This is a genomic window from Geodermatophilus sp. SYSU D00965 (genome assembly GCF_054050075.1).
Genome location: NZ_JBJGYQ010000015.1, coordinates 124,040 through 145,843, shown reverse-complemented (window position 1 = coordinate 145,843; position 21,804 = coordinate 124,040). Strand labels below are relative to the sequence as shown.

The following is a 21,804-nucleotide window of genomic DNA, read 5'->3' as shown; positions in this document are numbered from 1 at the left end:
CCCCCCCCCCCCCCCCCCCCCCCCCCCCCCCCCCCCCCCCCCCCCCCCCCCCCCCCCCCCCCCCCCCCCCCCCCCCCCCCCCCCCCCCCCCCCCCCCCCCCCCCCCCCCCTCAGCCGCTGAACGCGTCGACGATGTCCATCGCCGCGGGGCCGAGCAGCACGATGAACAGCGTCGGCAGGATGCACAGGATCAGCGGGAAGATCACCTTCACCGGGATCTGCATCGCCTTCTCCTCCGCGCGCTGCCGCCGCTTGAGCCGCATCTCCTGCGCCTGGGTGCGCAGCACGTCGGCGATGGAGACCCCGAAGGCGTCGGCCTGGACGACGGCGCGGATGAACCGGCGCAGGTCGGGAACGGCCGTCCGCTCCGCCAGCGCCAGGTAGGCCTCGCGCCGCGGGCGGCCGACCGCGATGTCCTGCAGGGTGCGCACGAGCTCCTCGGCCAGGGGTCCCCGGCCGTTGCGCCCGGCCCGCGCCATCGCCGCCTCGAAGCCCAGGCCGGCCTCCACCGCGATGGTCATCTGGTCGAGGGTGTCGGCCAGCTCCAGGGCGATCGCCTGCTGCCGCTCCTGGCCCCGGCTGTACAGCAGCAGTTCGGGGACGACGTAGGACACGCCGGTGACCACGAGCGCCATCAGCACGGTCAGCGCGCCGGGCCGCGCCGCGACGACGAGCGCCCCCAGGACCCCGGCGACCGCGGCCAGCACCAGCTTGGCCGCGACCAGCCGCGGGACCGGCCAGTCCGCGGGGCGCCCGGCGGCCCCGGCCAGCCGGTTGAGCCGGGCGACGGTGCCGGCCGGGGTGAGCGCACCGGCCAGCCCGGCCAGTGGACTGCGGCGCGGGCGGACGGCGGCCGGCCCGGCCGGGTCCAGCCCGCGGACGAGGTTGGCCCGCGACCGCGCGGCGGCGTCCTGAGGGCGGGCGAACAGCGCCCAGCCCAGCAGTGGGAGGGCGAGCGCCACGGCGGCGGCCGCGGCGTACACGGGGGCCGGCGTCATCAGAACCTGATCCGGACGGTCTTCCGGAGCCACAACGCGCCGACCACGAGCAGCACCGCCGCGATGCCGGTCATGGCGTACCCGGCCAGGCTCGAGGTGAAGGCGGCCAGGTAGTCGGGGTTGACCACCGACAGGAAGCCGATGACCCCGAACGGCAGGGCCATGAGGACGATCGCCGACAGCTTGCCCTCCGCCGACAGCGCCTTGACCTGCCGGCGGATCGCGTTGCGCTCCCGGATCGTGTGCCCGACCGTGTCGAGCACCTCGGCGAGGTTGCCGCCGACCTCACGGTGGATCGCGATCGCCTGGGCGGTCCACCGGAAGTCGTCGCTGTTCGTCCGCTCGGCCACCTCGTCCAGGGCGTCGCCGAGGTCGCGGCCGACCCGGGTCTCGTTGACGATCCGGGCGAACTCCTCGCAGGTGGGGGCGGCGGCCTCGGTGGCCACCGAGTCGACCGCGCGGAGCAGGCTGTGCCCGGCCCGCAGGCTGCTGGCCATGAGCTGCAGCGCGTCGTCGAGCTGGTCGGCGAAGGCCGCCTGCCGGCGGCCCGTGCGGAACCTGGTGTACAGCTTGGCGGCCAGCGGCGCGGCCAGCGCGAGCAGGACGGCCAGGAGCACGCCGTCCAGCAGCAGCCCGAGCGCACCGAGCACCAGGGCGCCCAGCCCGACGAGCAGCACGACGTCCGGCAGCGCCATGGCGATGCCGGCCCGCTCCAGGGCGGCCGCACCGGCGGCCACCCGTCCGCGCTTGACCAGCACCCGCTCGACCGCGGCACCGGCGGCGGCCGACGCGCCGGCCAGCGCCGACGTCGGCGGCGCGACCGCGGGGTCCAGCCGGGACAGCGGCACCCGCCGCGGGCCCGCCGGGAGGACGACGAGCGCGAGCAGCAGCAGCGCGGCGGTGACGGCGAGCAGCCCGAGCAGCAGCAGGCCCGGCGACATCAGGCCCACCCCCGCCGCACCGGCTCCACGACCCCGAAGACCCGGGGCGGCAGGGTGATGCCGAGCTCGTCGAAGCGGTCGGTGAACCGCGGCCGGACGCCGGTCGGCACCGGCTTGCCGAGGAACCGGCCGGCCGGGTCGACTCCGGCGGAGTAGTCGAAGAGGAAGGCGTCCTGGAGGGTGACGGTCTCACCCTCCATGCCCTGCACCTCGGTCACGTGGGTGACCCGGCGGGTGCCGTCGCGCAGCCGGGTGAGCTGGACGACGACGTCCACCGCCGAGGCGATCTGCTCGCGGATGGCGCGCAGCGGGAGGTCCATGCCCGCCATGAGGACGAGCGTCTCCAGCCGCGCGATGGCGTCCCGCGGGGAGTTGGCGTGCACCGTGGACAGCGAGCCGTCGTGCCCGGTGTTCATCGCCTGGAGCATGTCCAGGCTCTCCCCGCCGCGGCACTCCCCGACCACGATCCGGTCGGGCCGCATCCGCAGCGAGTTGCGGACCAGGTCCCGGATGGTGATCGCGCCCCGGCCCTCGATGTTGGGCGGCCGGGACTCCAGCCGGACGACGTGGTCCTGCTGCAGCTGCAGCTCGACCGCGTCCTCGATGGTGACGATCCGCTCGTCCTCGGGGATGAACGAGGAGAGCACGTTGAGCAGGGTCGTCTTCCCGGTGCCGGTGCCGCCGGAGACGATGATGTTCAGCCGCGCCTCGACGCAGGCGCGAAGCAGCTCGGCCATCTCCGGGCTCAGCGTGCCGAAGCCGATGAGGTCCTCGACGCCGAACGGGTCCTTCGAGAACTTGCGGATGGTCAGCGTCGACCCGCTGAAGGCCAGCGGCGGGATGATCGCGTTGACCCGCGACCCGTCGGCCAGGCGCGCGTCGACCAGCGGTGAGGACTCGTCGACCCGCCGTCCCACCCGGGAGACGATGCGGTCGATCACCCGGCGCAGGTGTTCCTCGGAGGTGAACCGGGAGCCGGTCCGGACCAGCCTGCCGCCCTGCTCGACGTAGACGTTCTCCGGGCCGTTGCACATGATCTCGGTGACCGTCGGGTCGTCGAGCAGCCGCTGCAGCGGTCCGAAGCCGAGCACGTCGTCGGCGAGCTCGGCGGTCAGCCGCTGCCGCTCCTCGGTGCTGAGCGGCACCCGCTCCTCCTCGACGACCTCGTCGAGCTCGCCGAGCACGAGGGCCCGCAGCTTGTCCTCCGACAGCGACGGGTCGTTCATCCGGTTGCCCATGCGCTCGAACAGCGCCTTGGCGACCCGGTCCTTGAGCCGGGTGAGCGCGTCGGTCGGCGGTGGTGCCGACGGGCCGGCCGGGCGGGGCGCGGGTACCGCGGTCGGGGTGGCCGGCGCCACGGCAGCGGGCGCCGCGGGGACCTCCGGTGCCGCGTGGCGGCCCTGGACCGCGGCGAGACGGGACGCGAGGTTCACGGTGTCCTCCGGACCAGCGAGGCGGGGGTCACGACGCGGCCCGGTGCCGGGCCCGGTAGCGGCCGGGCTTCATCAGCGGCGTCGCGGCGAACCGGCCGACGAGCCGGCGCAGTTCCTTGACCGCGGGGTCCTTGCGGCCGCTGGCGAGGATGGGCACGCCCTGGTTGGTGGACGCCGGCACCGCGGCCGACCGCGGGATGACGACGTCCACCCCCGTGCCGATCGCCGTCTCGACGTCGCGCACGGACAGCCCGCCCTTGGCATCGGCGAGGTTCATGACGACGTGCCGCCCGGCCGGGATCATGCACAGCTCCCGCAGCACGTCGAGCTCCTTGCGCAGGCCCCGGACGCCGGGGACGTCCATGCTGCTGAGCATCACGACGTCGGTGGCGCGGTCGAGCGCGGCGAGGGTCTGCTCGGACAGGCCCGGCGCGGTGTCGACGACGACGTAGCGGAACTCCCGGGCCAGCGCGGTCAGCAGCCGGGTCACGTCGCTCCCGGTCACGGTGTCGCCGGCGGCCGGGGACTCCGCCCCGCAGACGGCGTAGAGCCCGCTCGGGTGCTGGGTGAGGAAGGTCTTGAGGACCATCGTGTCCTCGCTGGCCGGGCCGTGGACGGCGTCGGGCAGCGTGTACTCGGGGGCCAGGCCGAGGGCCGAGGCGACGTCCCCGAACTGCACGTCGAGGTCGACCAGCACCGTCGACTGCGGCGCGGCGGCGGTCAGGCCCAGCGCGAGGTTGGAGGCGACCGTCGTCTTGCCGACCCCGCCCTTGGGCGAGGCGATCGTGATGACCCGCCCGGTGTAGCGGGCGGTCTCCTCCACCGGGCGCAGAACCCGGCGACGGCCGGCCGCGGCTGAGCCGGCCCGCTCCACGGCCGCGCGGATCTCCTCCGGGCCCGCGCCCGGCGCGAGCAGGTCGCGGATGCCGGCCCGCATGGCCGCCTGCAGCATCTCCGGCGCCGGCTCGGCCAGCAGGACGACGCTGATGCCGGGGCACTGGACGTCGAGCCGCTGGGCGAGCGTGAGCACCTCCTGCGGCGGGGCGAGCGGGCCGATGAGCAGCACGTCGGGGAGCTCGGCGTCGACCAGCTGCTCGAACAGCCGGGCCGGGTCGCCGGGCAGCCGACCGGGCGGCAGCACCTGCACGTCGCCGTCGACCGCGGCGTGCACCCGCTGGACGAGCCCGTCGTCCGCTGCGGCCAGGACCACGCGACTCACTTCGCACCCCCGTGGACGGTGCCGAGGCCGGCGAGGTCCCCGTAGACGTTGCCCTGGGTGACGACCTTCGTGCCGCTGCGGTCGGCGCCCTCGGGCTCCAGCGTCAGCCACACGGTGCCGTGCTCCATGCCGAACACGACCAGCTCGGCGTCCCGCGCGGGGAGGGCCATGGTCACCAGCAGGCTGTTCGTCGGCGCGGCCGAGCCCGACGACGCGGTCTCGGTGGCGCTGTCGTCGGTCGCCGGGGCGGGGGCGCCCTGGACCTGGGTGACCAGCGCGCCGTGCAGGGTCGCGTGGGTGGTGCCGACGCTCTTGCCGGCGTCGTCCTCCAGCGTCATGGAGACGTACACGCCGATCTCGTCGCCGGCGGCGAGCCGGCCGCCGACCGCGCGCTGCGGCTCGAGCAGGACGCTGACCTCCGACGTCCCCTCGGGGGCGGCCACGGTGCCGGGCGCGGTGAGCGACTCCGGCGTGGCGAACCGGCCGGCCAGCAGTTGCTCCCCGGGCTGCAGGTCGCCGGTGGCCACCTGGCCGGCCAGTGCGGACAGGTCGGTGACCCGGCCCTCGACGGCGGCCTTGGCGGGCAGCTGCTCGGTGCGCACGAGGTCCGGGACGTCGTCGCCCGGGGTCCCCTCCGGGATGAGCTGGTCGACGACGAGCACCTCGACGGTGCGCACGCCGGCCAGGGCGCGGGCGTCGGCGCCGCGCACGTAGGCCAGGAGGACCACGGTGCCGGCAGCGGCGAGGACGAGTGCCGCGGTGGCGGCGAGGAGTCGGCGTCTCACGGGGCCCCTATCGGATGAGTCGGAGGACCCAGGCACCGGTGTCCGGGGCGCTGGAGTCGTAGTCGAAGCGGTCGGACATCTCGACGAAGCGGGTGAAGTAGCCACTGATGCAGCGCTCGTTCCCGCCGCACGGCCGCGGCGAGGTGCGGAACTGGCCGCCGAAGTGGTAGCCGGTGATGTGGAAGGCCGCGTAGGCGTAGACGTGGTACCAGGCGTTGCTGCCGGTGTCGCCCGAGTCGTCGAACAGCGGCAGGAGCACGGTCTGGCCGACGAGCGATGCGACGTAGGAGGGCTGGCACACCGACGGCGGGGTGTTGCCCGTGGACGAGTACGAGCGCTCGTCCCGCGCACTGGCCGCCTCGCACCGCGCGGACGGGGTGTCCAGGTAGGCGAAGCCGCCCGGGACGAAGTTCCGGGACGGGCCGGTGCAGCCGACCGTGTTCGAGGTCTTGGTGAAGTAGACGGTGCGGACCGTCGTGCCCGAGGGCAGCCCGCCGCCGGTCTGCTGCGCGAACTCGCACCACGAGAAGGTCAGCGGCAGGACGGCGGTGCCGCGGGTGACCCCTCCCCACGCGACCGTGGCCGTGGCCGCGACCTGGGTGGACTCGTGGCCGAGCACCGGTGCGAACCAGTGCTCCTGGGGCGTGCTCCCGGAGACGGTGACCCGGTGGGGGTTCGTCGCCAGGACCGGAGGGGCGGCGGTGGCGTCGCCGAGGTTGAGGTCGACCATGCTCTGCGCGGTCACCTGCATGTCGCCGCAGCGGCCCCGGGCGCAGTCGGCCGCGACCGCGAGCGCCGCCGAGTCGGCCGCCACCTGCAACCGGGCCTTCTCCGCGTAGAGCGCACCGACGTCGACGGCGATGGCGGTGAAGCCGAGGATCGGCACGAGCAGCAGCGCGAGGAGCACCGCGGAGGCCCCGTGCTCGCCGGCGAGCCGGCGCCGGGCCCGCGCGAACCGGCCGGCCCTCAGCCGTTGCACCGCATGACCCCCGTCCCGGTCAGGTCGATGTCCGCGCCGAAGAAGCCGGTGAGGAAGGGCATCGGGTACTCGATGGTGACGCGCACGTTCCGGGCGGTCGTGGTCGTCGGCGGGCAGGCGGCCGAGATGAGGACCTGCGCGTTGGTGATCGCGGGGTCGAGGGTGGGGCTGGCGTCGCGGACGGCGGTGCGTGCCGCTGACGGGTCGTTCTGCAGGGCCATCACCCGAGCGCCCTCGCGGGCGGCGGCGGAGAGGGTGCCCTGCACCTGGAACGCGTGCCCGAACTCGGCGATGCCGAGCACCAGGACGATCAGCAGCGGCACGATGAGCGCGAACTCCACGGCACCGGCGCCGTGCTCGTCGCGCAGTCGGGTGCGCACCGGTCCCCCACCTCCCTCCTGCGGTCGTCGTCGCCGTGGGTACGGCGCGGCGCAGCGGCCCCGGGGGGACGGGGCCGCTGCGCCGGAGGTGTGTCGGGTCAGCCGGCCGCCGGGGCGTCGCCGCCGGCGGCGGTGCCGAGCGAGCCGGCGATGCTGGTGAACAGCGCGCTCAGCTGGGTGCGCAGCAGGATGACCGCGGTGATGATGCCGACGGCGATCAGGCCGACCATGAGGCCGTACTCGACGGCGGTCGCACCCTTCTCCTCGCGCTTGAGGCGCTCCTCGACGAAGGAGTAGAGCGTGACGATGGTGGCCAGCGGGTTGGTGACGAGGTCGAGCACGGGGACTCCCTGGGGGACGGTGCCGGCCGGTCCGGGTCGGTCGACCCGGCCTCGCGGCAGTGAGGGAACAGTCGGGAGGGTCATGCGCCGACTTGAGGGCCGTCCACCCGGTCGGCCGACACGCGCCACTCCCCCGGGCGCACCTCGCCGGCCCGTCTCACGGTGGGTGACGGGGGTTCCGGGCCTGGCGTGACGGGAGAGCCGTCAGGTCAGCAGCGCGCTCCAGCCGATCGCGACGGCGGCGCCGGCCAGCATGGCCGGGCCGAAGGGCAGCTCCCCGCGCAGGCCGATGCGCCGGGTGGCGAGCAGCCCCAGCGCGACGACGGCCTGCAGGACGAACCCGGCCAGTGCCCCGGCGAGGACCGCACCCCAGCCGAGCCAGCCCAGGCAGAGGCCGAGCACGGCGGCGAGCTTGACGTCCCCCATGCCGAGCGCCCCCGGGGAGACCAGCGCCAGGACGAGGAAGACGGCGAAGAGGACGACGGCCCCCGCCCCGGCCCGCAGCAGCGCGGCCCAGGCCCCCTCGACCGCGGCGGCGACGACCAGCAACGCCGCGGAGCTCACGAGGGCCGGGACCACCACCCGGTTGGGGAGCACCCGGTGCCGCAGGTCGACGACGGCGAGCAGCAGTCCGGCCGCGGCCAGCAGGGCGAACGCCGGCAGCTCCCAGGAGAGCCCGAAGCGCAGCGCGGTGAGGCCGAACAGCAGGGCCGTGGCGACCTCGAGCACTGGGGGCCGGACGGCGCCCGGTCCGGGCCCGACCAGGTCCCGGAGGCGGGCCTGCGCCGGCCACGGGTACCGGCCGGCGGCCCGGGCCACCAGGGTCCCGACGGGCAGGCCGACGAGGAACGCCACGACGGCGCCCACGAGGTCTGCTGGTCCCACGCCGGGAACGATGGCACGGCGACCGTCCGCCCTCCGGGAGGCCGCCTCACCATGTCGAGGGAGATCCGCAGCCCGGGCCGGCCGGTCGCTCCCGGAGGACGGGGGCCGGGAACGACGACGGCCGCCGCCGCGCACGGGGGTGCGCGGCGGCGGCCGTGTGCGCGCCGCTCAGCGGGTGGGCACGGCCCCGCTGAACACGGCGGGGAACCGAGTGCCGTCGACGTCCACCGACAGGCTCACCCGGTCCAGCTGGTCGTCCGGGATGGCGAAGGAGTACACGGCCGTCGCCGTGTCCCCCGGCTGCAGCGTGCCGCCGAAGTCGACGGTCTCCCGGTCGTACAGCGGCGCCGCTCGAGACCCGGCCTCCCCGTACGTCGCCTGGACGACGACGGCGTTGAGGTCCAGCGCCGCATCGGTCCCGTTGGCCAGCTCGAGGGTGAGGACGGTCTGCGGCTGGCCGGCGAGGTCGCCGGGACCACGGCCGCCGGTGACCTGCTGGCGGGCCTCCACCACCCGGACCGACGCCCCGTCGGACCACTCGGCCGGGGCGGTGAAGGCGGCGGGGGCCGCCTCCACCGTCCTGGCCGCCTCGTCCACGCCCGCGCGGGCCACCAGGGACGGCGCGGCCGCCTCGGTGACCGGCGCGACCGGCTCGGTGGGCGTGGGCGTCGCCTCCGGGTCGGTCCCCGGCTCGTCGGTCGTCGAGGCGGGGGCGGAGGTCGACGGCGCCGCGGCCGGCGAGCCGGGAGCGCCGTCCCGGCCGACGGTCAGCACCAGCAGCAGCCCGGCCAGCAGGACCAGCACGAGCACCGGGAGCCCCCGGCGGAGCAGCAGGGACCTGCCGCTCCGCCGCGGGGTGGCCGCGCGGCTCACGCGACCGGCCGAACGGTGAAGCCGGTGACCCGGACGTCGGTGGCGGCGGTGGCGCTGCTGGGCCGGTAGGCGGTGATCCCCACCGAACCGGGCGCCTGCAGCGACGCGGTGGTGTCGGTGCGGACCAGCTGCGCGGTGCCCGGCTCGGCGCTGCCCTGGGCCCACACCGTGGCCTCGACCCGCGTCGTCCCCGACCCCGAGACCTGCACCCGGGCGTTGAGCGTCATGCCCTCGGTGTAGGTCAGCCCCGGCACCACGACCTCCCCGCCCGGCCACGCGTCGGTGCCCCCGGCGGTGCGCTCCAGCAGCAGCGACACCTTGCCGTCGGCCCCGACCTTGACCGTCACCGCGTACTGGTTGGCCGCGTCCACCCGCCGGCCCAGCACCGACACCCACGTGCCACTGCCGGTCGGCATCGAGCTCAGCTGGAACGACGTCCGCACGTCGGCGCTGGTCTGCGCCACGTCCGCCAGGTAGGCGCCGGTGTTGTTGCCCTTGCCCGGCAGCGACAGCACCGCCGTCCCCGGGGTCACCGACAGCCGGCTGGCACCGGCCGACGCCTTCCACGCACCACCCACGTCAGCGGTCCCCAGGCCACCGGAGACCGTGCGCCCGAAGGCGTCGCCGGCCAGGAGCGGCAGCTCGGCGGGGGCGCTGACCTCGACCTGACGGGTCGTCTCGCCGGTGGCCCCGCTGTCGTCGGTGACGGTCAGCCGCACCGTGTAGGTGCCGGCGGCGGTGTAGTCGTGCGCCGCGGTCGCCCCGGTGCCGGTCGTGCCGTCACCGAACTCCCAGGCGTACGAGGCGATCGACCCGTCGGCGTCGGCCGAGGCCGAGCCGTCCACCGACACCTGCAGACCGGCGGCCGTCGCGGTGAACGCGGCGGTCGGTGCGGCGTTCTCCGGCTCGTCCGCGCCCACGGCCATCACCCGGAAGCCGGTGACCCGGACGTCGGTGGCGGCGGTGGCGCTGCTGGGCCGGTAGGCGGTGATCCCCACCGAACCGGGCGCCTGCAGCGACGCGGTGGTGTCGGTGCGGACCAGCTGCGCGGTGCCCGGCTCGGCGCTGCCCTGGGCCCACACCGTGGCCTCGACCCGCGTCGTCCCCGACCCCGAGACCTGCACCCGGGCGTTGAGCGTCATGCCCTCGGTGTAGGTCAGCCCCGGCACCACGACCTCCCCGCCCGGCCACGCGTCGGTGCCCCCGGCGGTGCGCTCCAGCAGCAGGGACACCTTGCCGTCGGCCCCGACCTTGACCGTCACCGCGTACTGGTTGGCCGCGTCCACCCGCCGGCCCAGCACCGACACCCACGTGCCACTGCCGGTCGGCATCGAGCTCAGCTGGAACGACGTCCGCACGTCGGCGCTGGTCTGCGCCACGTCCGCCAGGTAGGCGCCGGTGTTGTTGCCCTTGCCCGGCAGCGACAGCACCGCCGTCCCCGGGGTCACCGACAGCCGGCTGGCACCGGCCGACGCCTCCCACGCACCACCCACGTCAGCGGTCCCCAGACCGGCGGAGACGGTCCGGTTGAAGGTGTCCTTGGCGACGATCTCGTTGCTCACCGGCTCGGTGGCCACGACCTGGCGCTCGGCGGTGGCGGTCGCCCCGTCGTCGTCGGTGACGGTCAGCCGCACCGTGTAGGTGCCGGCGGCGGTGTAGTCGTGCGCCGCGGTCGCCCCGGTGCCGGTCGTGCCGTCACCGAACTCCCAGGCGTACGAGGCGATCGACCCGTCGGCGTCCATCGACCGGCCGGCGTCCAGGCTGATCCCGAGGTCCTTGCCCGTGGCGGTGAACTCCGCGGACGGTGCGACGTTCGGCGGCGCCGGCGCGACGGTCACCAGGCGGCTGGCCACGGCGGTGGCGCCCTTGTCGTCGGTCACGGTGAGCGTGACGGCGTAGGTGCCGCCCGCGGCGTAGACGTGGGTCGCCGTGACGCCGGTGGCCGTGGTCCCGTCACCGAAGTCCCAGGCGTAGGAGGCCACGGTGCCGTCGGCGTCGCTGGAGGTGCCCGCGTCGAACGCGGCGGTCAGCTCCGACGTCGTGCCGGTGAAGCGGGCGGCCGGCGCGGTGTTGGCCGGCTTCCCGCCCGTGGCCGCGGTGGCGTGCGCGGCGACCTGGGCCGCCGACAGCGCCTTGGTGTACACCGCGACCTCGTCGATCCGGCCGGTGAAGGTGCTCGACCCGCCGATCGCCTTGTCGCTGCCGACCCGGAAGTAGCCGTTGTACGACTGGCCCGACGTGACGTCGCTCCGGGTGCCGACCTGCTTGCCGTCGACGTAGAGCACCATGCCCGCCGAGCTCATGCTCGCGGCGACGTGGTGCCACTTGCCGTCGTTGACCGGGGTGGAGCTGGTGATCGTCTGCGGCAGGTTCCAGAAGAGGAAGCGCACGTTGACGGTGAAGTTCACCCGGCCCTGGGCGTCGAGCCAGACCTGCCGGTCGTAGGTGGAGCTGGAGCCGGACTTGGCGTTGGCGTAGCCCATGATCCGACCGCCGGTGGTCGAGGTGGTCTGGAACCACCCCTCCTCGGTGAAGGTGTTCGGCGCCGCGGCCGCCGACGACGTGGCCAGGGTGGCCGTCGCGCTGCCGGTGAAGGAGTACGCCGTGTTGGTGTCACCGGTCAGCGCACCGGCGGCGCCCTTGGTGACGCCGGAGCCGATGGTCAGGGGGGCGCGGTTCATCGCGTCCGCGGCCGTGCTGCCCGTGGTCTCGCCGAGCCGCCAGTAGGACGACGGCGCGTCGGCGCGGACGACGTCGGCGTAGGGCTTGGTCGTCTGCCCGCCGGTGGCCGCGGCGACGTCCACCGACACCCAGGGGGTGGTGGCGGAGTTGCCGAACGGGTCGGTGGCCACCACCCGGTACCGGAGGGTGCCGCTGACGCCGGAGTCGGTCGCCGACATGGCCGGGGTGTTCCACCAGGTCGAGGACCGGACCGTCTCGGCGACCGGCAGGTCGGCGCCCTCGCGCTCGACCCGGTAGGTGAGCGCGGCGTTGTCCTGGTCGCTTGTGGCCTTCCAGGAGATCGCGACCTGGCCGGGGGCCGGCGAGGTGGCGGTGGCCGTGAAGCCGTCGGCCGACGGGCCGACGCGGTTGGCCGCGGTGCCGGGCACCGCGTACCGGACCAGGCCCTGCTGGCCGGTGCTGTTGACCTTGGTGAACTCGCCGCCGTACACCAGGTACTCGCCGTTGCCGGTGACGCTCCAGCCGGCCTGCCCCTGGCCGGTGTAGGTGCCCGGGGTCATGGTCGGGAACCAGCTCAGCAGCGAGCCGGCCGGCTGGCCGCGGAAGTTGCCGTTGGTGAGGGTGCCGCTGCCGACGGTGCCGGTGGGCGTGGCGCTGTAGGCGGTGGCGAACTTGTGCACCCGGGTGGGCTGCTCGGGGTAGCCGCCGATGTTCCCGCAGTCGTGGGTGTGGCTGGCGACGTAGATCGCGCCGTTCATGGCGTAGCTGGAGTAGGTGTCGCCGCGGCAGTCGTTGATCTCGATGATCGCGCCGCCGTCGGCCCGGACCGCGAAGTTCCCCTCGAGGTTGCCGGGGCCGTAGTAGTCGTAGGCGGTGCCGTAGACGACGTCGCCGTCGGTGGAGAGGCTCCACACGCCGGAGTTGACGCCCTGGTTGGTCAGCCGCTGGTTGATGGCGAAGGGCCGGTTGGCCCCGGTGACCGGGTCGAGCGCGGCGACGCCGGTCGCCTTGCTGCCGTTCATCGTGTCGAAGCGGCCGCCGGCCACGACCTGGGCGCCCCCGCCGGTGACCACCAGCGCGGTCACCTCGTCGCTGGTGCCCTTCGAGCCGTTGGTGTTGCCGGCAGTGGACCCGATGCCCGGCACCGGGGCCCACGGCAGCAGCGAGCCGTCGGCGGCCGAGACCGCGGCCAGCCGGGAGCGGCTGACGCTGCCGACGGCGGTGATGCTTCCGCCGAGGTAGACGGTGTCGGCGGTCGCGGCGATCGCGCGCACCTGGCTCTGGACGCTGGGCTTCCAGGTGGTGACGAGCTGGCCGCTGGCCGTGTCGAAGGCGGCGACCCGCTTGCGCACCTGGCCGTCGACCTCGGTGAAGTCACCGGCGACGTAGACCCGCGAGCCGTCGGGCGAGGCGGTCACCGCAAGCACCTGGCCGTTGAGCTGCGGCGCGAACGAGGTGATCAGCTCGCCCGTGCGGATGTCGTAGGCGAGCAGGTTGCTGCGCAGGGTCTCCTGCGTGCCCGCGGCGGCCCCGGCCGGCCGCGCGGTGCTGAAGGAGCCGCCGACGTAGACGGTGTTGCCGACGACGGCCTGCGCCCAGGCCACGCCGTTGATCTGGACGGTCGGGAGGGCGTCCGCCGCAACCGTGGTCGGGTTGGCCGGGCTCTGCGCGCCGGCGGGGGCGGAGTCCGCCTGCGCCGCCGTCGCGGGCAGCAGCGCGAGACTGCCGGCACCCACCAACACACTGACCAGGCCGGACAGGACGCGCCTCGGCGCGGCCCCCGACGATGCACTCATCGCTGATTCCCCCACGTGCCTCGTACACGAGCGCCGACCACCCCCGTGGTCCGCGTGTACCGAGAGTGACCATGACACGGCGCCATGGCGTGTGGGGTCACACGATCCGGTGACGGACTGTGATCCTCCCCCGACGGAGGGAGGGGGTAGTCACCTTCCGTGACGGAGTACATCCGGATCGCAATGAGCGGCGGGGTCGGGGGCCGGCCGATGCCTCGACCGGCCCCCGGAGCCCTCCTCGGGCGGTCGGGTCAGCGCCCCTCGGTCACCTCGAACCCGGTGACCCGGACGGTGGTGGCCTCGGTGCTGCTGCCGGCCCGGTAGGCGCTCAGCCCGACCGACCCGGCCTCCTGGAGGGCGGCGGTGGTGTCGGTGCGGGTCAGCTGCGGGCCGGCCGGCTCGGCGCTGCCCTCGGCCCAGACCGTGGCCTTCACCGTGGTCGTGCCGGTGCCCGAGACCTGCACCCGCACGTTGAGCACCATGCCCGCCTCGTAGGTCAGCCCCGGGACGACGACCTCACCGCCCGGCCACGCCTCGACGTTGCCGGCCACCCGGCTCAGCAGCAGCGACACCTGCCCGCTCGCCGCGACCTTGACGTTGACCGCGTACTCGTTGGCCGCGTCGACCCGCCGGCCGACCACGTACATCGACACCGGACCACCCACCGGCGCCGCACTCAGCGCCAGCTTCGCCCGCACGTCGGCGTCGGTCACCGACACGTCCCCCAGGTAGGCGCCGGTGTTGTTGCCCGCCCCCGGCAGACCCAGCACCGCCGTCCCCGGCGACACCGACAACCGCGACGCACCCACCGAGGCCGTCCACGCCCCACCCACGTCGGCCGTGCCCAGCCCACCGGACACCGTCCGCCCGAACGCGTCGGCGGCGACGACACCGGTCGGCGGGGCCGTGACGGTGACCTGCCGCGTCGTGGACGCCGTCGCGCCGTCGTCGTCGGTCACCGTCAGCCGCACCGTGTAGGTGCCGGCCAGGGCGTACGTGTGCTGGGCGGTGGCACCCGAGCCGGCCGGGGTCCCGTCGCCCCAGGCCCACTCGTAGGAGGCCACCGTGCCGTCGGTGTCGGCCGAGCCCCGGCCGTCGAGCAGCACCGCCAGCCCCGACGCGGTCGCCGTGAACGCGGCCGACGGCGGCTGGTTCGGCGGCGGGGCGGTCACCGTGACGGTCTGCTGCGCGGTGGACGAGGCACCGTCGTCGTCGGTCACGGTCAGCCGCACCGTGTACGTGCCGGCGGCGGCGTAGGTGTGCCGGGCGGTCGCGCCGGTGGCCGTGCTCCCGTCACCGAACGACCACGCGTAGCCGGTGACGGTCCCGTCGCCGTCGCCGGAGCCGGCCGCGTCGAACGACGCGTCCAGGTGGGTCACCGCGGAGGTGAACGCCGCCAGCGGCGCCCGGTTGAACGTCCCCGACGTCCCGGCCGCGACGTGCGCGGCGACCTGGGCCGCGCTGAGGACGGTCGGGTAGACCGCGACCTCGTCGATGCCGCCGTTGAACGAGGCCAGCCCGGACCACGACTTGTCCGCGCCGATCCGCCAGTTGCCGGTGGACACCTGCCCGCTCGTCGTGTCGGTGCGCGACCCGACCAGGGTCCCGTCGACGTAGAGGGCCATGCCCTGCTTGCCCATCGAGGCGGCGACGTGGTGCCAGGCGCCGTCGTTGTAGGCGGTGGCGGTCTGCACGATCCGCTTGGCACCGGAGTAGACGCCGAAGGAGACCCGGCCGGCGCTGTCGAGGTAGACGAGCCGGTCGTAGTACCGGCCGGTGCCCGTGCCGACGGCGTCGGTGAAGCCGACGATGCGCCCGCCGGTGGCCGACGTCGTCCTGAACCACGCCTCGACGGTGAAGGTCTGCGGCGCGGCGATCTTCGCCGTGGTCCCCGCGTAGGCCGTCGTCGTGCTGCCGTTCAGCGTGACGGCCCCGTCGGCGTCCCCGGACAGCGCGCCGGTCGCCTCGCGGGTGACCCCGGTCCCGAGGGTGAGGTCGGTGCGCGCGGCCAGGTCGAAGGCCGTGCTGCCGGTCCGCTCACCGAGCGACCAGTGACCGGTCGCGCCGTCGGCGCGAACCGCGTCGGCGTACGGCCGCGCCGGTGCGCCGGCGGCGACGGTGACCGGCGTCCACGGCGACCGCGCCACGTTCCCCATGGGGTCGGTGGCCGTCACCTGGTACTCGTGGGTGCCGGCGGACAACCCGGTGTCGCCGATGGACATGGCCGGCTCGTTCCACCACGTCGACGGCTGGGTGGTCTCGTGGATCGGCACGGGGTTGCGGTCCCGGTAGACCCGGTAGGTCAGGTACTGGTTGTCCTGGTCGTTGGTGGCCTGCCAGCCCACCCGCAGCGCGCCGTCGGCCAGCGCCGTGAACGTCGGGGCGAGCCCCGCGTCGTCGGGCCCCACGTCGTTCGGCGCCAGCTTCGGGACGGCGTAGCGCACCAGGCCCTGCTGCCCGACGCCGTTGACGCGGGGGAACTCGCCTCCGTAGACGACGTAGGAGCTGTTGCCCGTGACGCTCCACCCGGCCTGGAACTGCCCGGTGTAGGTGCCCGGGGTCATGGTCGGGAACCACGGCAGCAGCGGCAGGGCCGGCTTGCCCGCGAAGTTCTTGTTCCGGAAGGTGTTGGTGGCCACCGTGCCCGAGACCTTGGTGCTGAAGGCCGTGGCGTACTTGAAGACCTGCGGGTCCTGCTCGGGGTAGCCGCCCACGTACGAGCAGTTGTGCATGTGGGAGGCGATGTAGAGCGCGCCGCCGGTGGCGAAGCTCGAGTAGTTGTCGCCCCGGCAGTAGGCCACCGAGACCAGGGCCCCGCCGGCCGCGGTCGCGGCGAAGGTGCCCTCGAGGTTGCCCGGGCCGCCGAAGTCGTAGCCGCTGCCGTAGACCGTCGTCCCGTCGGTGGACAGGTTCCAGATCGCGGAGTCGACCCCCTGGTTGGTGACCAGCTTGTTGACCGCGAAGGTCCGCGTGGCGCCGGTGGTCGCGTGCAGCGCGCCGACCCCGGGGGCCGCGACGCCGTTGAGGGTGGCGAACCGGCCCGCGGCGACGACCTGGGTGCCGCCGTTGGTCACGACCAGCGACAGGACCGTGTCGCTGCCGTTGGTGGCGGCGGCGCCCGGCCGCGGCGCCCACGACTGCAGCGCGCCGTTGCTGGCCGACACCGCCGCCAGCCGGGTCCGGCTGACCGAGCCGACGGCGGAGAAGCTGCCGCCGAGGTACACCGTGGTGTTGGTCGCGGCCAGGGCGCGCACCTGCTTGTTGACGCTCGGCTTGAAGGTGCTGACCAGCGCACCGGTGGCGGTGTCGTAGGCGGCGATGCGGTTGCGCGTCTGGCCGTTGGCCTTGGTGAAGTCGCCACCGACGTAGATGCGCTTGCCGTCCGGCGACGCCGTGACGACCATCGCCTGCCCGTTGAGGTCCGGGACGAACGACGCGACCAGCTCGCCGGTGCGGATGTCGTAGGCCAGCAGGTTGTTGCGCACGACCTCCTGCGTGCCGGCCGGGGCCCCGGCCGGGCGGGCCCGGGTGAACTTGCCGGCGGCGTACACCCGGTTGCCGACGACGACCTGCGACCAGACCACCCCGTTGATCTGCACGGTCGGCAGCGCGTCGGCCGACACCGTGGTCGGCGTGGCGGCGGAGGGCGTGGGCGGCGCGGTGTCCGCGGCAGCCGGCGCCGGCGACAGCAGCCCGAGAGAACCCCCGACGAGCGCTCCGGCGAGCAGCCCCGACAGGGCCCTCCTGGACACTCCTGACGACCACCTGCGCATGACCCGCCCCCCGTGTGTGTTGCCCTGCGGACCCGTCCGGCGTGGACGGATCGGCGAACACTAAGCGTGACGAAGATCGGGTCACCAGGGGGCGTCACCCCGCACGATCCGGTGATTCACCTGGGACTTCGCGCACCCTGGCGGGTCCGTTCATCACCCTGGGTGATCGGACGCGGTAGCCCGTCCGGGGGTCACCCCGAGGGGCGGGTCAGACCGCCTCCCCCCGGACGCGCGGGAGCCCCCGCCGGGACCGCGCGGTGCGGTCACGGCGGGGGCTGCCGGGGTGGTACGGCGGGCCCTGCCCGCCCCGAGGTCAGCCGACCGGACGGGCGCTGAACCCGGTGACGCGGACCGCGGTGGCGGTGGTGGAGCTCCCCGACCGGTAGGCGGCCAGCCCGACCGACCCGGCCTTCTGCAGGCCGGCGGTGGTGTCGGTGCGGGTCAGCTGCGGGCTGGCCGGCTCGGCGCTGCCCTCGGCCCAGACCGTGGCCTTCACCGTGGTCGTGCCGGTGCCCGAGACCTGCACCCGCACGTTGAGCACCATGCCCGCCCGGTAGGTCAGCCCCGGGACGACGACCTCACCGCCCGGCCACGCCTCGACGTTGCCGGCCACCCGGCTCAGCAGCAGCGACACCTGCCCGCTGGCGGCCACCTTGACGTTGACCGCGTACTCGTTGGCCGCGTCGACCCGCCGGCCGACCACGTACATCGACACCGGGCCGCCGGTGGGCATCGCGCTCAGCGCCAGCTCGGTCCGGATGTCGGCACTGGTCGCCGACACGTCCCCCAGGTAGGCGCCGGTGTTGTTGCCCGCCCCCGGCAGACCCAGCACCGCCGTCCCCGGCGTCACCGACAACCGCGACGCGCCCGCCGAGGCCGTCCACGCCCCACCCACGTCGGCCGTGCCCAGCCCAGCGGACACCGTCCGCCCGAACGCGTCGGCGGCGATCACCGCCGGGTCCGCCGGCGGGGCCGGGGCGACGACCGTCACCGAGCGGGTGGTGGTCGCCGTGGCGCCCCGGTCGTCGGTGACGGTCAGCCGGACCGGATAGGTGCCGGCCTGCCCGTAGGTGTGCGACGCCGTCCGGCCGGTGCCGGTGGACCCGTCACCGAAGTCCCACGCGTAGGAGGCCAGCGACCCGTCGGCGTCGGCCGACCCCGAGGCGTCGACCGAGACCGCCAGGGCCTCCGCCGCCGCGGTGAAGGCCGCCGTCGGGGCGGCGTTCTGCGGCTGGCTCCCCGCGCCCACCGGGGTGACGGCGAACGAGGTGACGCGGACCGCGGTGGCGGTGGTGGAGCTGCCGGCCCGGTAGGCGGCCAGCCCGACCGACCCGGCCTTCTGCAGGCCGGCGGTGGTGTCGGTGCGGGTCAGCTGCGGGCCGCCCGGCTCGGCGCTGCCCTCGGCCCAGACCGTGGCCTTCACCGTGGTCGTGCCGGTACCGGAGACCTGCACCCGCACGTTGAGCACCATGCCCGCCCGGTAGGTCAGCCCCGGGACGACGACCTCACCGCCCGGCCACGCCTCGACGTTGCCGGCCACCCGGCTCAGCAGCAGCGACACCTGCCCGCTCGCCGCGACCTTGACGTTGACCGCGTACTCGTTGGCCGCGTCGACCCGCCGGCCGACCACGTACATCGACACCGGGCCGCCGGTGGGCATCGCGCTAAGCGCCAGCTCGGTCCGGATGTCGGCACTGGTCGCCGACACGTCCCCCAGGTAGGCGCCGGTGTTGTTGCCCGCCCCGGGCAGGCCCAGCACCGCCGTCCCCGGCGACACCGACAACCGCGACGCACCCACCGAGGCCGTCCACGCCCCACCCACGTCGGCCGTGCCCAGCCCAGCGGACACCGTCCGCCCGAACGCGTCGGCGGCGATCACCGCCGGATCCGCCGGCGGGGCCGGGGCGACGACCGACACCGAGCGGGTGGTGGTCGCCGTGGCGCCCCGGTCGTTGGTGACGGTCAGCCGGACCGGATAGGTGCCGGCCTGCCCGTAGGTGTGCGACGCCGTCCGGCCGGTGCCGGTGGACCCGTCACCGAAGTCCCACGCGTAGGAGGCCACCGTGCCGTCGGTGTCGGCCGACCCCGAGGCGTCGACCGAGACCGCCAGGGCCTCCGCCGCCGCGGTGAACGCCGCCGTCGGCGCCGCGTTGGGTGCCGGCGCCGGAGCGTCGACAGCCGCGTGGTGCGCGGCCACCTGCTCGGCGCTCAGCGTGGTCGGGTAGACCGCGACCTCGTCGACGGACCCGTTCAGCGACGCGCTGGACGGCGCGTCCGGGGCGCCGGTCAGGATGCCGGTACCGACCATCCAGTAGGCCGGACCCACGCGGGTGTTGGCCCGGGTCAGCGTCGGGTTGGCGGCCACCTGCTCGCCGTCCACGTACAGGGTGGTCCCGCCGGCACCGACGGTGGCGACCACGTGGTGCCACTTCCCGTCGCTGACCGGGGCGCTGCTGCGGACGGTCGTGTACCGGGTCACCCGGTCCTGCCCGCGGGCGGTCAGCCCGAAGGACAGCCGGCCACCGGAGTCCACGTACAGGGCCCGGTCGGTGTTGGCGACGTCGTCCTTCGGCGGGTTGGCCTCGCCGTACTGGGCGATCACGCCACCGGCGGTCGAGGTGGTGCGCACCCATGCCTCGACCGAGAAGGCGTTGCCCGGGGTGGACACGGTGCTCCCGGTCGCGGCGATCCCGGTCGCGGTGCCGTTCGCGGTGACGGCGGTGTCGCCGGGCACGGCGCCGGCGGTGCCGCGGGTGATCCCCGCGCCCTCGGTCAGGTTGGTCAGGCCCACGTGGTCGTAGGCGGTGCTGCCAGAGCGCTCGCCGAGCCGCCAGTACTGGGCGGGGCCGTCGGCCAGGACCCGGGTGGCGTAGGCGCTCGTGGTCGCGGCCACGGTCACCGTGTTGGACACCGAGCTGGTCACCGTGTTGCCGAACGGGTCGCTGACCGCCACCCGGTAGGACGCCGTGGAGCCGGCCGGCCGGGTGTCGGTGAAGCTGAGCAGCGGGGTGTTCCACCACTGCGACCGGGTGGTCACGGTGTGGACGGGTGTGGTCTCGCTGCCCCGGTAGACCTTGTAGGTGAGCTCCTCGTTGTCCATGTCCCACGCGGAGTTCCACGTCAGCCGGACCGAGCCGGCCGTGGTGGAGGTGGCGTTGGGCCGCAGACCCGCGGCGGAGACCTCCGGCCCGCGCTTGTTCGGCGCGACGGACGGGTCGGCGAAGCGCACCAGGGCCTGCTGCGGCTGGCCGTTCACGGTGGTGAACTCGCCGCCGTAGACGACGTAGTTCCCGCCGCCGGTGACCGTCCAGGGGCCCTGGGCCTGACCGGTGACGGTGCCGGCGTTCATGGTCGGGAACCAGTCGAGGATCGCCGGGTGCGGGCGCCCCTCCCAGCTGCCGTAGCGCGGCACCTGCGTGGTGGCCTTGAGGATGCCGGTCGTCTCCACCGTCATCGCGATGCCGCGCTTCCAGATCGAGTTGACGGCGGAGTCCGGGAAGTAGCCGGAGGTCTCGCAGTCGTGGGTGTGCCCGGCCTGGTAGACGACGGTGCCGTTGGACCACGTGTCGTACGGGTCGCCGTGGCAGTCGTTCATCCACACCAGCTCGAGGGTGGTGGGGTTGAGCGCGACGGTGCCCTCGATGTTGCCGACCTGGAAGCCGTAGACGTTCGCGTACGCGTGGACGCCGTCGGTCTCGAGGCTGAAGACGCCGCCGTTGTCACCGGCGTTGGTGATCCCGTAGTCCCACGTGTCGGTGTTGCCGCCCGTGGTGGCGTCGACCGAGGCCAGCGCGATCGCGGAGACCCCGTTGACCTGGTCGAACTGACCGCCGAAGACCAGTCGGCTGCCGGTCGGGTCGAGCACCATGGCGCGGACGGTGGAGTTCGCGGTGGGCGCCCACGCGGTCAGCGCGCCCGTGGTGGCGTTGAAGGAGGCCAGCCGGGTGCGGGTCTGCCCGCCCGCGGTCGTGAAGTCACCGCCGGCGTAGACGGTCGTCTTCGTGGCCAGCAGGGAGTACACCGGCTTGTTGATCGTCGGGGCGAAGCCGGTCACCAGCTTGCCGGTGGCGGTCTCGAAGGCGGCGACGTGACCGCGGGCGACGCCGTCCACGGTGGTGAAGTCACCGCCGACGTAGATCCTGGAGCCGTCGGGCGAGGCGACCACGGTGCGGCCCTGCCCGTTGAGCGTGTGGTTGAAGGTCGTGATCAGCGCGCCGGTGCGGATGTCGAAGGCGAGCAGGTTGGCCCGGGGCGTGGTGTTGACCCCCGGGGCCGCGCCGGCCGGGCGGGCGGTCTTGAAGCTCCCGGTGGCGTACACGGTGTTGCCCACCGTCGCCATCGACCAGACGACACCGTCGACCTGCACGGTGCCCAGCGCGTCCGCCGCGACGGTGGCCGGCGTGCCCGCGGGGGGCCGGGTGTCGGCCGCGGCGGTGCCCGGCGCGGCCACCCCCATGACGACGAGGCCGGCGGTGAGGGCTCCGCAGACGGCCGTGGAGCCGGCTCGGCGCAGAGCCCTGCTCCTGGTGCGTGGGACGGTGTTGGACGCCATGTGGGACTCCCCCGTGGATCATTACCGACAGTACGGACGGACCCGTCCCACGGACGCACGGACGAGGTCACACGCGTCCCCACTGGTGACGGACCGGCGCAAACCATCACGTTGCGTGACCTGCGGTCAAGGGCGCGGCCACCCTCGGGGCGGCACGTTCACACGAT

The 21,804-nt window shown here is 74.6% G+C and carries 13 protein-coding genes; all 13 read right to left on the bottom strand.

The features are described 5' to 3' along the window. Nucleotides 1-110: 110 nt before the first annotated feature. Complete coding sequence (locus tag ACI789_RS15760) at nt 111-998, bottom strand: type II secretion system F family protein (RefSeq protein ID WP_457010317.1); 888 nt, start codon at nt 996-998, stop codon at nt 111-113. Beyond that, complete coding sequence (locus ACI789_RS15755) at nt 998-1,939, bottom strand: type II secretion system F family protein (RefSeq protein WP_457010316.1); 942 nt, start codon at nt 1,937-1,939, stop codon at nt 998-1,000. Before ACI789_RS15755 ends, ACI789_RS15760 begins: the two co-directional genes overlap by 1 nt. Further along, the gene (locus tag ACI789_RS15750; RefSeq protein ID WP_457010315.1) at nt 1,939-3,372 is read right to left on the bottom strand and encodes a CpaF family protein; all 1,434 of its coding nucleotides are present in this window, start codon (nt 3,370-3,372) and stop codon (nt 1,939-1,941) included. Before ACI789_RS15750 ends, ACI789_RS15755 begins: the two co-directional genes overlap by 1 nt. A gap of 28 nt (nt 3,373-3,400) precedes the next feature. Beyond that, nucleotides 3,401-4,591, bottom strand: a complete 1,191-nt coding sequence (locus tag ACI789_RS15745) for an AAA family ATPase (protein ID WP_457010314.1) — start codon at nt 4,589-4,591, stop codon at nt 3,401-3,403. After that, nucleotides 4,588-5,376, bottom strand: coding sequence for a Flp pilus assembly protein CpaB (gene cpaB / locus ACI789_RS15740; protein WP_457010313.1), 789 nt, complete (start codon nt 5,374-5,376; stop codon nt 4,588-4,590). Before cpaB ends, ACI789_RS15745 begins: the two co-directional genes overlap by 4 nt. Nucleotides 5,377-5,383: 7 nt before the next feature. Then, nucleotides 5,384-6,355: a pilus assembly protein TadG-related protein gene (locus ACI789_RS15735; protein WP_457010312.1), complete on the bottom strand. Its 972-nt coding sequence runs from the start codon at nt 6,353-6,355 to the stop codon at nt 5,384-5,386. After that, nucleotides 6,343-6,735 (bottom strand): TadE/TadG family type IV pilus assembly protein, encoded by a 393-nt coding sequence (locus tag ACI789_RS15730; RefSeq protein ID WP_457010311.1) that lies wholly within the window; start codon nt 6,733-6,735, stop codon nt 6,343-6,345. The genes ACI789_RS15735 and ACI789_RS15730 overlap by 13 nt, the downstream gene beginning before the upstream one ends. A 98-nt stretch (nt 6,736-6,833) precedes the next feature. Then, the gene (locus ACI789_RS15725; RefSeq protein ID WP_457010310.1) at nt 6,834-7,076 is read right to left on the bottom strand and encodes a Flp family type IVb pilin; all 243 of its coding nucleotides are present in this window, start codon (nt 7,074-7,076) and stop codon (nt 6,834-6,836) included. Nucleotides 7,077-7,280: 204 nt separating this feature from the next. Further along, entirely contained in the window at nt 7,281-7,961 is a 681-nt protein-coding gene (locus ACI789_RS15720; RefSeq protein WP_457010309.1) for a prepilin peptidase, read from the bottom strand. Nucleotides 7,962-8,129: 168 nt separating this feature from the next. Then, entirely contained in the window at nt 8,130-8,834 is a 705-nt protein-coding gene (locus ACI789_RS15715) for a hypothetical protein (RefSeq protein ID WP_457010308.1), read from the bottom strand. Further along, on the bottom strand, nt 8,831-13,252 hold the full coding sequence (locus ACI789_RS15710; RefSeq protein WP_457010307.1) for a PKD domain-containing protein: 4,422 nt from the start codon (nt 13,250-13,252) through the stop codon (nt 8,831-8,833). The genes ACI789_RS15715 and ACI789_RS15710 overlap by 4 nt, the downstream gene beginning before the upstream one ends. A gap of 311 nt (nt 13,253-13,563) precedes the next feature. Further along, nucleotides 13,564-17,064: a PKD domain-containing protein gene (locus tag ACI789_RS15705; RefSeq protein WP_457010306.1), complete on the bottom strand. Its 3,501-nt coding sequence runs from the start codon at nt 17,062-17,064 to the stop codon at nt 13,564-13,566. 334 nt (nt 17,065-17,398) lie between these two features. Further along, complete coding sequence (locus ACI789_RS15700; protein ID WP_457010305.1) at nt 17,399-21,637, bottom strand: PKD domain-containing protein; 4,239 nt, start codon at nt 21,635-21,637, stop codon at nt 17,399-17,401. Between the last annotated feature and the right edge of the window lie 167 nt (nt 21,638-21,804).